General features: G+C 32.9%; 13 protein-coding genes. 6 read left to right on the top strand and 7 right to left on the bottom strand.

What is annotated here, in order from left to right:
• Nucleotides 1–298: 298 nt before the first annotated feature.
• Nucleotides 299–2,653, top strand: a complete 2,355-nt coding sequence (locus RSB60_RS07885; protein ID WP_332615610.1) for a sensor domain-containing diguanylate cyclase — start codon at nucleotides 299–301, stop codon at nucleotides 2,651–2,653.
• A gap of 26 nt (nucleotides 2,654–2,679) precedes the next feature.
• Here the strand turns inward: RSB60_RS07885 and RSB60_RS07890 are convergent, their stop codons facing one another.
• Genes RSB60_RS07890 through RSB60_RS07910 form a run of 5 tightly spaced genes read right to left on the bottom strand, consistent with a single transcriptional unit; the run spans nucleotide 2,680 to nucleotide 6,428 of the window.
• A complete protein-coding gene (locus tag RSB60_RS07890; protein WP_332615611.1) occupies nucleotides 2,680–3,138 on the bottom strand; it encodes a heme-degrading domain-containing protein in 459 nt (152 codons plus the stop codon).
• Nucleotides 3,131–3,913: a Cof-type HAD-IIB family hydrolase gene (locus tag RSB60_RS07895; RefSeq protein ID WP_332615612.1), complete on the bottom strand. Its 783-nt coding sequence runs from the start codon at nucleotides 3,911–3,913 to the stop codon at nucleotides 3,131–3,133. The genes RSB60_RS07890 and RSB60_RS07895 overlap by 8 nt, the downstream gene beginning before the upstream one ends.
• Nucleotides 3,886–4,491 carry a YitT family protein gene (locus tag RSB60_RS07900; RefSeq protein WP_332615613.1) on the bottom strand — a complete coding sequence of 202 codons (606 nt, stop codon included), beginning with the start codon at nucleotides 4,489–4,491 and terminating at the stop codon, nucleotides 3,886–3,888. Before RSB60_RS07900 ends, RSB60_RS07895 begins: the two co-directional genes overlap by 28 nt.
• A gap of 42 nt (nucleotides 4,492–4,533) precedes the next feature.
• Nucleotides 4,534–5,250: a ribulose-phosphate 3-epimerase gene (locus RSB60_RS07905; protein ID WP_332615615.1), complete on the bottom strand. Its 717-nt coding sequence runs from the start codon at nucleotides 5,248–5,250 to the stop codon at nucleotides 4,534–4,536.
• Between the two features lie 11 nt (nucleotides 5,251–5,261).
• Nucleotides 5,262–6,428 (bottom strand): iron-containing alcohol dehydrogenase, encoded by a 1,167-nt coding sequence (locus tag RSB60_RS07910; protein WP_332492628.1) that lies wholly within the window; start codon nucleotides 6,426–6,428, stop codon nucleotides 5,262–5,264.
• Nucleotides 6,429–6,603: 175 nt separating this feature from the next.
• Between RSB60_RS07910 and RSB60_RS07915 the strand changes: the two genes are divergently transcribed.
• The 4 genes from RSB60_RS07915 (at nucleotide 6,604) to RSB60_RS07930 (ending at nucleotide 11,196) form a co-directional block, all read left to right on the top strand.
• The gene (locus RSB60_RS07915; protein WP_332615616.1) at nucleotides 6,604–7,728 is read left to right on the top strand and encodes a Gfo/Idh/MocA family protein; all 1,125 of its coding nucleotides are present in this window, start codon (nucleotides 6,604–6,606) and stop codon (nucleotides 7,726–7,728) included.
• Nucleotides 7,718–8,938 carry an aminopeptidase gene (locus tag RSB60_RS07920; RefSeq protein WP_332615618.1) on the top strand — a complete coding sequence of 407 codons (1,221 nt, stop codon included), beginning with the start codon at nucleotides 7,718–7,720 and terminating at the stop codon, nucleotides 8,936–8,938. The genes RSB60_RS07915 and RSB60_RS07920 overlap by 11 nt, the downstream gene beginning before the upstream one ends.
• A 210-nt stretch (nucleotides 8,939–9,148) precedes the next feature.
• Nucleotides 9,149–9,955 carry a glutamate 5-kinase gene (gene proB, locus RSB60_RS07925; RefSeq protein WP_332476181.1) on the top strand — a complete coding sequence of 269 codons (807 nt, stop codon included), beginning with the start codon at nucleotides 9,149–9,151 and terminating at the stop codon, nucleotides 9,953–9,955.
• On the top strand, nucleotides 9,952–11,196 hold the full coding sequence (locus RSB60_RS07930) for a glutamate-5-semialdehyde dehydrogenase (protein ID WP_332615620.1): 1,245 nt from the start codon (nucleotides 9,952–9,954) through the stop codon (nucleotides 11,194–11,196). The genes proB and RSB60_RS07930 overlap by 4 nt, the downstream gene beginning before the upstream one ends.
• An 86-nt stretch (nucleotides 11,197–11,282) precedes the next feature.
• Here RSB60_RS07930 and RSB60_RS07935 read toward each other — a convergent pair whose 3' ends face one another.
• A complete protein-coding gene (locus tag RSB60_RS07935; RefSeq protein ID WP_332615622.1) occupies nucleotides 11,283–11,759 on the bottom strand; it encodes a PTS sugar transporter subunit IIA in 477 nt (158 codons plus the stop codon).
• Nucleotides 11,760–11,795: 36 nt separating this feature from the next.
• Nucleotides 11,796–13,379, bottom strand: coding sequence for a PTS transporter subunit EIIC (locus RSB60_RS07940; protein ID WP_332615625.1), 1,584 nt, complete (start codon nucleotides 13,377–13,379; stop codon nucleotides 11,796–11,798).
• Nucleotides 13,380–13,517: 138 nt separating this feature from the next.
• Here RSB60_RS07940 and RSB60_RS07945 point away from each other — a divergent pair.
• Nucleotides 13,518–13,733 (top strand): helix-turn-helix domain-containing protein (locus RSB60_RS07945; protein ID WP_332615627.1); only part of this gene is annotated, 216 nt, incomplete at its 3' end.

Consider the following 13,733-nt stretch of genomic DNA (forward strand, 5'->3'; position numbering starts at 1 on the left):
ATTTCCCTGCCGTTACCATTTTGATTATACTTTTTCTTATTCCTTTGATTTTATCATTTATTTTATCCATAATTTGCTCTCCTTGTTTATTTATTTTATCACGGATTATCTATTTTTATCCAATAAGGTGCAACGAATAATAACTTTACTATTTATTTTAAAATAAATAGTAAAGTTGCCCTGTATTTGATAGAATTGAATTAGAAATACTTTGCGAAAAGCTTCGAATAATTATCTAACCTATTTGCTTACTAAAATCAATATTTTTTCAATTGAACGAAAAAATTGGAGGGGTCCTATGAATTTAGAACAAAAAGCATTAGAGTTTTTTGCTTTTCTTGAAGAAAACTATTATTTAAAACGCGACTTATCCTCTGTTCAAAAATGTTTAAGTGATCATATTTCTTGGATTGGCACAGGTGTCAATGAAGTGTGTTCAAACTTAGAAGAAGCAGAACAAGCACTTGCGAATGAAGTTAAAGAGTACAGTGGAACATTTACTATTTCAGACTCTGATGTTAACTATGTTGAACTTTCTTCAAATTTATGTGTTATCTTTGGTTCACTTATTGTGACACCTCAATCAATAGACTTAGCAGAAGAAAACTTACGGTTTTCAGTTGTACTAAAAGATGTGGATGGTGACATGCAAGTTGAGCACATTCATTTTTCACACCCTGATTTAATGCAAGGTGAAGATAGCTACTTTACTCCTAAATCACGAATGAACAATTGTTCTAATCTTCAAGAAAAGGTTGATATTCGTCGCCGCCAACTCGAAATTCTTACAAAGAATATTCCTGGTGGTGCTCATCAATGTTTAGATGATGCTAGTTTGACAGTCTTATCCATGAGTGATGGATTCTTAAATATGGTCGGTTACACACGCGAAGAAATTAAAACACTTTTTGATGATAAATTCATGAATTTAATCTATCCCGAAGATCGCGCCAAAGTTTTGCATGACATCCAAGCACATGACCCTGATAAGAGTGAATTAGAATTAGAGTATCGTCTTTACCATAAAACTGCTCAACCAATTTGGATACTCGACAAATGCCGTCGTGTTCAATCTGATGGAAAATCTACATTCTACTGTATTTTGATTGAAATCACTGATCGTAAGCGTGAACAAGAAGCTTTACGTTTATCTCTTGAAAGATATCAAGTTGTAATCAATCAAACTACAGATATTGTGTTTGAATGGGATGTGTTGAATGATACTTTAATTTTTTCAAATAATTTTATTAAGAAATTCGGATATGATGCCATTTCAAGCGAAATATCTCATCGTTTAATACTTACCGATAATATCCATCCTAGTGATAAGAAAAGCCTTTCTACAATCATGCGCCAATGTCTTTCTGGAGTTCCCTATTCTGAAACTGAATTAAGAATCAAGAAAGAAAGTGGCTCTTATCTTTGGTGTAGAATCCGTGTTACTACACAATTCAATGATTATAGACAACCTGTTAAGGTAATTGGAATTATTGTTGATATTAATGATGAGAAGAAACAAAAACAAAAACTTCTTGATCAAGCACAACGAGATCCATTAACTGGTTTATATAATAAATCTGCCATTTGTTCTGTCATTGAATCTTGTATTAAAGATAATACCGATAACGTTAATCAGGCTTTATTGATTTTAGACATCGACTATTTCAAAAATATTAATGATACTTATGGACACTTAACTGGTGACCGTGTTTTATCTGAAGTTGCAAAAGCACTTAAGAACGCAACTCGTTCTACAGATTTCGTTGGTAGAATTGGAGGCGATGAGTTCATTATCTTCTTACCTGAGGTTACAACAGCAGAAGCAGTTATCAAAAAAGCAAATACTATTTTAAATGAAATAAGAAAACTTAGACCCTTCACAACTGAAAAACATTTGACTTGCAGTATCGGTATTTCAATTACCTCTTCACCTGAAACAAATTATACCGATTTATACCAACAAGCCGATGAAGCACTCTATACAAAGAAAAGTGAAGGTCGTGACGGCTGTTCCTTATTTGATAGCCAATTGCATTTAGATTTGTATCATTCTTGGACAAAACTCAAAACTGACGGAAATCTCGATAACAATTACACTAAGAATTACATCCTTGATCAAGGCTTAGCACAATACTGCTTCCGTACCTTATTCTCATCAAAAGACTTCGAAGGATCCCTTACAAGTCTTCTTGAAATCATTGGACGTTCATTTGATGTAAGTAGAACCTATGTTTTTGAAAGTTCTGATGATTATAACCATGTAAGTATGACCTATGAATGGTGTAATGATGGAATTGATCCTCAAATTAATCATCTCCAAGATTATTCTTATGTAGAAGATTTAGATGACTATAAGAGTAACTTTAACAATGAGGGATTATTTATATGGTCCAAAAATTCTGAGACTGGTTCACATTTACAAGAATTACTTGAATCTCAAAATATTAAATCAATGCTTCAATGTGCAGTATTCTATGGAGATGATTTCTTAGGCGGTATTGGTTTCGATGAATGTCTACGTGAAGATCGTGAATGGACAGATGCGCAAATCAATAGTTTCAAACTAACCGCAAATGTTTTATCTACATTCCTTGTACAACATCGTATGCTTCAATATATTGAAAGACTTATGGAAGACAAACAATCAAACTAAAACATCAGTTCTTCAACTGGTGTTTTTTAGTCTAAAAACTCTTGAATTGTTTGTGTTACTAAATCATGGTCCTCATTGGGTTGTAGTCCACTAACAGCGATTGCTCCGATAAATCCAGCATTTTCTACATAGATAGGAAATCCACCGTGGATAACTGCATAGTCTTCAGTCTTAAGTCCATATTTACTGTGGATAAGTGTTGAATCACCATTTAGTTTAAAATGAATAAATTTTGATGAGTGATGAAAGTACATTACTGTATTTATTTTTCTTTTCAACCAATGATCGTTATCAGGAATACACTTGTCTGCTGAAAAGTGAAATAGCATTTTTCCATTCGCTACAATCTCGACACAAACTTGTAGATCTTTTTCTATTGCATAGTTCGCAATTTTTTGACCAATTCGTAGTGCTTTTTCAGCGTTAAATTTTTTAAATCGTAATTGCTTTTCTTCTTCTAAAGCGAGTATCATTTCTTCAGTCATAAATTTCTCCTTTAACTATTTTTTCTATCATCTTACCTACTCCATCATTTTCACATCGTTCACAAATTGCAGTAGCGTACTTTTTGATAGTCTCACTTGCATTACCCATCACCATATTATTTCCCCCTAAAGAGAACATGGTTTCATCATTTACATCATCGCCAAACATGTAACTATCTTTAATTGATACATTATTTTTCAAACAATATAATTTGATAGCATTACCTTTGTTGGCATTATGATGTGTTAATTCAAATCCTTTGCCTGCGTAGAATGCTTTTGTCATATCAAATTTGTTAATTAATTCCTTCAGTTCCATTTCATTATGATTATATAATCCTAGAATTTTATATATTTTTTGTTTTCTAAATAAATCAATTGAACAATTCTCTGTGAAGCCCACCATTTCATCCTTCGATATTGGATATACAAAGTTTTTTATAACCTCTCTGTTGGCATAAATATGATCAGCCGATTTGAATATCGCATTCACATTATTGTTTTCAAATAATTCATATAAACAAACAAGATTTTCTTCACTAATTGGATGTTCAATAAGATCTGATACATAAGCACCATTAAATCCAATTGTATCAATTTCACTTCCTATTTTATTCGCTAGATAGTTTACAAACTGTATTGGCCTTCCACTCACAAGCACAACATGATATCCATTATTAATCGCTTCTTTTATGGCTTCACTATTTCTTGTTGAAATGGTTAAATCTTTTTGCATTAACGTTCCATCTAAGTCGATAAAGATTGCTTTTTCCATTTATCTAATCTCCCTGTTGTGAATTTGATTGTCTGCATGATTACAAATAATGCAACTGCCGAACAAATCGAAGTAATGAATTGTTTTGAAATTGCCCATGATGATAAAACAATAATCATATCTAGAATAAATAAAATTGTAGCTAAATCAACCTTCTTCAATAACAGTCTTATCAGCATAGCTAATACATCTGTTCCTCCAGTTGCACATTCACGATAGATTGCTAATCCAATTGATAACCCTACCAATAGACCACCTAATATACTCGCAAGCATAATTGAATTAGTAATATGAATCTGTGGAATAAAACGTAAGAATAGTGGCACCATAATTGTTACATATAATGTTTTTATTCCAAACTTTCCACCAAGAAACACAGTACTAATAATCAATAGAGGAATTGAAATACAAAGTGAAATAAGATCAACTGAAATACTTGTTATTGTACTTGCTGTAATTGCAAGTCCTGTAATTCCTCCTGGTGTAAGTGCATATTCAGTAAAGAACAATCGTACAGCCAATGCTGTTAAAAATGCTGATATTGTAAGATATACGATATCTAATACTTTTTCTTTCATGAATCCTCCTAAAAAGAAAGTCTAGTTAAACTAGACATTTCGTTATTCTAAATTAAACTTCTTTGCTGCATCATCAATTGCAGTACGACATTTTTTAAATCCTGCTTCAATTCCATCTGAATCTTTAAAAATCGCTGAAGAAAGTACAATAACATCTGGATTACATTCAATTAGTTTTTCCATATTATCTGCTCTTAATCCACCATCGATTGCAAGTTCGCATTTTGGATTTTTTTCATCAATTAATTTACGTGCTCTATTCACTAAATCAATTGCACTTTTTCTCCATCCCCAGTTGTCCTTACCATCTGTTTCATCAACACCATGTGTAACAATTTGAAGACGATCAATATCATAAATTGACTCTTCAACAAAACACAATGGTGTATAGCATCCTACTGTTAATCCAACTTTAAGTTTTCTTTCTCTACACCAGTTAATAATATAAGCTAACTGTGCACCAATAAAATGTTCTGCTGGTAAAATAAGCATATTTGCACCTGCTTGATAAATTTGTTCGATGAACATTTCATCCATGCTTACTGTATAGAAATGACATTCAATTGGTAAATTTGTTTCTGGACGAATACCTGCAATAATTTGATGTCCACCCATAAGTTTCATATTTTGTAAATCGTGCATATCTGCTGCATCTGAATGAATGTAATCTACTCCTGCATCACTTGCTGCTTTTACTACATCTGCAATTCTGCCGTAGTTTACATGTGCTAATCCTGCTGAAATTTTAATATGTTTCATATTTTTTCCTCCTATAAGTTACATATTTCATTAACAATTTCTAGAATTGTTTCTGTTTTTTCCATTGGCAAATGTTGCCAAATCTCACAATATTTGATTCTATCTATTTCACTTTGTTCTAAATTAAATTGACTCAAATTAAACTCTAAACTATTTTCTTTTTCAAAGTTAGATAATACTTTATAAAAATCTTTTGCCGCTTCACTATCATCCTTGTCACAATAAGATTCATCAAATAGACGACATACTGTTGCGAACTTTGTTTGATACTTTTCGTATGTGTATTTCACAAATGTTGGATAGACCATTGCTAATGCTTGTCCATGAGATAAATTATTGACGAAGCTGCCGATAATCTCAGATAGTGGATGTGGAAGTGCTGCCCCATTGTTTGCTAAGGCAATTCCTGCATAGGTATCCGCAAGCATTAATTGTTCACGATACTCTATTTTATTTTCCATTAAGACTTTGGGAAGAGTTTGCACTATATTTTTGATTGCTTGTAAAGAGAAGTTTTCGGTAATTGGATTACCCTCATTCCTTAAATAAGACTCAAATGCATGTGTAAATGCATCAAATGCTGTCGATACTGTAATACTTCTTGGAAGGGTCATTGTTAGTTCAGGATCAAGTATTGCCACATCCACAAAATTATCTTGGTGGAATACTGTGAGTTTCATTTTTGATTCAACATCCGTGATAACACTGGCTTGTGTACATTGTGATCCTGTTCCTGCAGTCGTTGATAATGCAATTACTGGTAATTTTGTATTACTTATTGTCTCATATCTTTTGGCAAAATTATCATATTTTTCAAACATTTCTTGCCAATTTATTATCTCACAATCGAAACATAAACTAATAATTTTTGCTGTGTCAATTGAAGAACCTCCACCCATCGCTACAACAACATCTACATCATTGTCTCTTGCTAATTGAAGTCCTTTATCAACAGCACTTGTGGTCGGATTTGGTTCTACTTCTAGGTAACATGTTGTAATAATTTCGTTCTCTTTTAAATTTTTAAGCACCGAATCAAACATTGGGCGTATGGCATCATTCATAACCGGTCCTACTAACAATACCTTATTACCATATCGTTTTACTATTTCTGGTAATTGATTGACTTTCTTTGCACCAAAGATTAATTCCGTGGGTTGTTGATAATTAAAGTTCATAGGTTCCTCCTTCACGCTTTCATTATACCGTTTATTCATGATTCCTCGTTTCGCTTGCTTACCGAAAAGTTGTGGTAAAAATATACGAATTAGGATAGTTTTTCCGCTATATTAAGGCAAGTTGATGTTAACTAGTTTTCCTAATTTGTTTTACAATTATACTGAGGTGAAATATATGAAAACATACAATATTGGTATTTCTGGTTTTGGATTAATGGGTAAGGTACATAGTCAATGTTATTTGCTTCAACAAATTAATTATCGACAAGATTTTTTAGTTAATCTAGAGAGTTTAAATACCCTAGAGATCAAGAATGATAATCATTTATTTAGGCACCAAACTACTTCCTTCAGTGAGTTTTTAAATAATAACTTAGATTTAATCGACATCTGTACGCCAAATTCTTCTCATTATAATCAAGTTAAACAAGCGCTTGATAAAGGGTTGAATATCTATTGTGAAAAGCCCCTTTGTTCGACGATTGAAGAATCCATTTCCTTGGTTAAACAAGTAGCATCGACAACCCTTTTAAATCAAGTTGCACTTGTTTATCGCTTTATTCCAGCATTTTCAATTGTCCGTGATGTGCTTGCTTCAGGACAAATTGGTACTCCTTTACACTTCTCATTCACTTTACGTCATGCTAGTTATTTACATCGCCCAAAGAATAATGAATGGCGAACTAATAAGGCTCAAAGTGGTGGTGGCGTCATTGTTGATTTAGGAATTCATGCTTTTGATATCATTCGCTTTATATTAGGAGAGTTTTCAACAATTTCTGTGAATTCTCTTACTTATTCTCAAGATAATGAAAAAGTACTACCTACCGCTATGAATGATTGTGATGATTATTCTTCATGCTATTGTAAGTTATCGAATAATATTTTTGGTACAATAGAACTATCCAAGCTTTGCCAATCTACCCGACCTGAATGGGTTCTTGAAATATTTGGAAGCAAAGGTTCTATTTATGCTGACGCTGATAATGCTAATGAAGTTTGTGTTACTGCCTCTACAAATAGTAAATCAATAATTCGTGACTTATCATTATCAACTTATTCAAAAAATCTTAAATCATGGCTAAGTGGTTTCCCTGTTTCAAGAGAAATTGCTCCACATATGGCTTCCATTCGCTCTGTTCTTTGTGCTATGCACCTAAATCAACATATTGAAGGTGTACCTACGTTTTCTGAAGCACTTGCTTCACAACTTGTAATTGAAGCAGGAATTGAATCCATCAAATCAAACGGAACCGCTGTTCCTGTTAAACAAATAGAAGAGGTACTCAATGATTACTAATTTTGAAATCTATGCAGAAATTTTATTACGCAAAGGTGTTAACCTACAAAAAGGACAATACCTATCTGTAAGTTGCCCTGTTGAAGGAAGTAAGTTTATGCAAATTCTATCCGAAGTTGCATATAAACTTGGTGCCTGTTATGTTGAGATAGAATTTTTCGATCCACTTCAAGATCAAATTCGCTATCAAAACTGTTTATTAGAATATAGTGAAAGTTATCCTGAATATCTCGTAAAGAAAAAAATCAATATGGCTAATGATAAAGTTGCCCTATTGAAGTTTAATCCTGGTATTATTCCTACAGTAGAGTTTGATTCACGAATAAAAGTTAATTCAATAAAAGGCATGAATAACGCTTTAAAACCTTATACCCAAATCAAAAGAACAAAGACTTTCAACTCATGTTCAACTGTATTACCCACACGATATTGGGCGAGTCAAGTATTTCCAGACCTTTCTGGTGACGAAGCTTATGCAGCACTATGGAATCTACTTTTTCAAATTGCTCAATGCGAGTTAGACAATCCCCTCGACTATTGGGAAAATCATATATCTTCGATTAACGAAAGAAGAAACTACTTAAATGATTTAAATTTAACAAAATTACATATCATAGATGATCAATCTGATTTTACTGTTGAACTTCCAAATAATCATGTTTGGGTTGGAGGTTGTGAACATACCGTTGAAGGATTACGTTGTATGCCAAATTTTCCCACTGAAGAAATATTTACCGCATGTTCAAAATATGGTATAAACGGTAAAGTTCATTCTTCAAAACCGTTTATTTATCAAAATGAAATTATTGATGATTTTTATTTGATTTTTGAAAAAGGAAAAATTGTTAAAGCATATGCCTCTGTTGGCCAACGTACTTTAAATGCTTTGTTGAACCTTGAAGAAGGCACACGTTATTGTGGAGAAATTGCTTTACTACCAGGATCAACAATCATTTCAAAAACAAATACTATTTTCAAAAATACATTGCTTGATGAAAATGCCGCATGTCATATGGCAATCGGTTGTGCTTATCCTATCAATATCAGCGAATCACTTATTTACTCTGCAACAGATTTCGAAGCTCATGGCATTAACTTTGCAACTATTCATTGTGATTTCATGTTTGGAAAAGAAGATACTACCGTTGTTGGCGTGGATGAACATAACCAAGAAATCCAATTGATTCAAAATGGGAAATGGATGTTTTAATTACTTCTTTATCAATGCCCCTATAAATTATTAGCAATAACCATACAACAAAGATTTGTGTGCATAGAAGGATAAAACTAGAGAATACTTCTATCAAACTTTATAAACAACAAAAAGATTATGCAAATAATCTTTTTTCTTAGTATTCTCATTGTACAGTGCCTCTTGTTTTGTTATGATGATGAGAACAAAAAGAAGGATGGATTCACAATGAGAAATTTAAAAAAATGCAATCGTATTGTCATTAAGGTTGGCTCTTCTACCTTAACTCATGAAAGTGGTTTATTAAATATTCGCCGTATTGAACAACTTGTTAAAGTACTAGCGGATATCAAAAACAGCGGTAAACAAGTTATCTTAGTAAGTTCAGGGGCACAAGCAGTAGGCTTTGGTCGTTTAGGTCTAAAAGAAAAACCTAAAGACATGCCTGGAAAACAGGCAATTGCTGCAATTGGTCAATGCGAGCTTATGTATATTTACGATAAATTATTTTCCACCTATAATCATGTCACTTCACAGATCTTATTGACTAAAGAAGATGTGGACAATCCTAAAAGAAGAAATAATTTACATAATACTTTTTTACGTCTTTTAGAAATTGGAGCGTTACCTATTGTAAATGAAAACGATTCCGTTTCTACAGAAGAAATTGAAATTGGTGATAACGATACATTAAGTGCGATTGTCGCTACATTAACACAAGCCGATCTTTTAATTGTTTTAAGTGACATTGATGGATTGTATAACGACAACCCTAAAACAAATCCAAATGCTACACTTATTCATCATGTGAAAAGTATTGATGGTGCAGTAGAATCCATGGCTCAAGGCGCTGGTTCAAATCGTGGAACAGGTGGTATGATTACTAAAATACAAGCTGCAAAAATTGCTAATCAACATGGCATCGATATGGTCATCATGAATGGTGAAAATCCAAACTTACTTTACGATTTATTTGAAAATGAAACAATAGGAACTTATTTTGAAAGCACACAAAGCAAGGAGGTAGAACAATGAACACACTTATCCCTCTAGCAGAACAAGCACGTCAAGCAAGTTTTATTCTTGCAAATGCTTCCACACAACAAAAGAATAAAGTGTTGCATTGTATTGCAGATAAATTAATTCAACAAACACATACTATTATTCTTGCTAATCAACAAGATTTAGAAAATGCCAAACAAAATGCAATGTCTAATGCGATGATAGACCGATTAACTTTAACGAAAGAAAGAATTGAATCTATGGCACAAGCTGTTTTAGAAATTGAACTTCTTTCTGATCCAATTGGCCAACTTCTTGATTCTACACTACGACCTAACGGTCTAAAAATTGATAAAATTTCTGTCCCTCTTGGAGTATTAGGATTTATCTACGAAGCACGTCCCAATGTCACTATTGAAGCTGCTTCATTATGTATAAAATCTTCCAATGTAGTTATCCTTCGTGGCGGAAAAGAAGCATTACAGTCTAACTGTTGCCTCGTGGAACTCATGCGTGAGGCTTTACGCGAACATGATCTTCCAGAAGATTGTATTCAACTCATTACTGACACACGTCGTACCTCTGCCGTTGACCTTATGACTTGTACCGGTTATATCGATGCCCTAATTCCTCGCGGTGGAAAAAATTTAATTCAATCAGTTATTCAAAATTCAAAAGTACCTGTAATTGAAACAGGAGCTGGTAATTGTCATATTTATGTCGATGAATTTGTGAATATCGCACAAGCCATTTCAATCTGTGTAAATGCAAAAGTTTCTAGACCTGCTGTTTGTAACTCTGTGGAAACTATTTTAATACATAAAAATATCGCTGAACAATTTCTACCTACCTTAGTAAATGAATTGGTAATAAATCATGTTGATGTACGTGGATGCCCTCAATGCAAACAACTTGTCCCAACTTTATCTTGCGCCACTGAAGAAGATTACGAAACAGAGTACAATGACTTAATTGTGGCTATAAAGATTGTGGATACAATCGATGAAGCAATTCAACACATCCGTCGTTACACTACTCATCATTCTGAAGCTATTCTAACAACTATGGATGAGCACGCTAAACAGTTTACTTCACAACTTGACTCTGCCGTAATTTATGTCAATGCATCCACACGTTTTACCGATGGTAATGAATTTGGATTTGGTAGTGAAATTGGTATATCTACTCAAAAACTCCATGTGCGAGGACCTATTGGATTACGCGAAATTACATCTTATAAATATATTATTACTGGAGATGGACAAATTCGCTAAGAAAATAAATAAATAAAATATAAAAAAAAGAAGCCGTAACTTCATAAATTGATTTATCTCAATCTATTTCATTACCGCTTCTTTTTTTATTCAAATGATGCAATATTTTCTTCACCTGCTGTAACATCTTTTTCTTCATTTATATTACATTTTCTACCATCTGTTGCAAGAAGGATAATATCAGATGATGTGATTTTACCTTTCATCGCTTCAAAATCTGCAGTGATAAGTAATTGGCCTTTTTTCACTTTTTCATTTACTTGGACAAAAGATTTAAATCCTTCACCATTTAATGCGGCAGTTTCTATACCAATATGAATCAAATATTCATTTCCTTTTTCATCTTTTAAACCAATGGCATGTAGTGTTGGAAACATCATTACTACTTCACCATCAATTGGCGAAACAATTTCATCAGAGGTTGGTTTTATGAATAATCCATCTCCCATCATTTTCTGAGAAAAAACTGGATCTATACTTTTTTCAATCTTCTCAAGCTTTCCAGATGCAACTGAACAAATTGATGTTCCTTTTGATTCATTTTTCTTAAATAAATTAAACATAATTCCTCCTCCTAAAGTAAAGACTAAGGATATCCCTTAGTCTATTCCTAATACGTCTTTAACCGATGTTGTAATTGAGTTTACATTTACTCCATAAATAATTTGATAACTGTTTCCACTATGTACACATCCCATAGCTTCTAAATAGTTCTTCCAATCATCATCTGGAACTACTAAACTCTCATCTTTTACTGTTACTCTTAATCGTGTAGCACAACAAGCAACTGAATCAATATTATCAGGTCCTCCAAATGCTTCCACGATTCGCATTTCTAATTTATCATCGGCATTATTTTCTTTTAATTCGTTATATTCTTTTTTACTCATTAGTTTAATGTTGTCATCTTCACGTCCTGGAGTTTTAATATTTAATTTAAGAATTGCGAATTTAAAGATAAAGAAATATGCTGCAAATGTTGCTGGTAATAAGAAGATTAATGATAATGCATGAACCTTTTGTGGTTGGAATAAGTTAGGAATCATGAAGAACAATGCGTGTCCATTAATTGAAATCTTCGCAACTTCCGCAATTACATAACACAATCCACAAAGTGGTGCATATACTAACCAATAAAGTAATGGTGAAGCAAATAAGAACGTATATTCAATTGGTTCTGATATACCTACCAACATCAATGTAACTATTGTTGGAATTAATAATGAAGCAACTTTCTTTCTGTTTTCAGGTTTAGCACACTTATACATTGCAAATGCAGCACCTGGTAAACCTGCTAGTTGGAATAGAATACGTCCTGAAGTAAAGTTACGGATTAAATATCCTGTCGCTCCTGGACTACCCGCTTGCCCAACGATAATATTTCTAACACCTTCATAAACAACACCATCAATTGTCATAACTCCACCAACACTAGAATATTCAATTGGGAAAGCAATTAAGTGGTGAATACCAAATGGTAATAATGCTTTATCAATAAATCCAAATAACCATGTTCCAAATAACCCTGATGATCCAATGAAATATGTAATAGTTTGTAATCCTGATGCAATAATTGGCCATACATAATAAGTAGCAATAGCCATTGGAACTGCAGCAAGTGTAACTAAAATAACTACAAATTTAGTACCTTGGAAGAAAGCAAACATTGGTTTAAATTTAATTTCGCAAAATTTATTATGAATTAACCCTGCAGTTACCCCACTGATGATACCACTGAAGATACCCATATCAAATGTGAACTTACCAGCAACACTACCCCATAATGCACTGAAATTTAGTGCTGCTTGTTGAGAATAACCAAGTGATAATAAATTTTCAACTGCTACTGTATCTGCATTCCATCCTTGAGCACCTGCATAAGAACCAATACAAGTAATATAACTCATGAATAGAACAATACCTGCAAAGGCTGCCCATCCTTTTTCTTTTTTCGCCATCGCGAATGCTATCCCTACAGAGAACCATAGAGGTAGATAATTCATGAATGTAAATCCCATTGATGAGATCATTCCAAAAATTGTTTTAACTATATTATCTCCTGGAATAATATAATTGGTAAATGCACTACCGATCCCTACGTAAAACCCTACAAGAACGAATAATACAATTGGCACCATCATAGCGCCTGCAAAAGACTGTAATTTTTCTTGAATCTTTTTCATAATTCATCCTCCTTATCTGCCTAGAGTATATCAAAGTAAGCGGTTACTACTATTAGTTGTATCTTACACAAACTTGTGGTAATTTTGTACGAATTAAGTTATTATGCTACAATCTATCTAAATACAAAGGAGCAAACTATGAAAGTAGATAAATATTCGATAGCTAAACTTATTTTACTTCAAGAAAGAACTTTTACATACCAAAAACTTGCAGATACTCTTCATTTATCAAGTAAAACTATTCGCAATCAAATTGATGATGTTGAAGAATTTCTTAATAAATATGATATTGAACTTTATCGTCAACCTGGTATTGGAATTGAACTTGTTGGACAACGTCAAGATATCCTAAAC

The sequence above is a fragment of the Anaerorhabdus sp. genome, from assembly GCF_036657415.1.
GTDB lineage: Bacteria > Bacillota_I > Bacilli_A > Erysipelotrichales > Erysipelotrichaceae > Anaerorhabdus.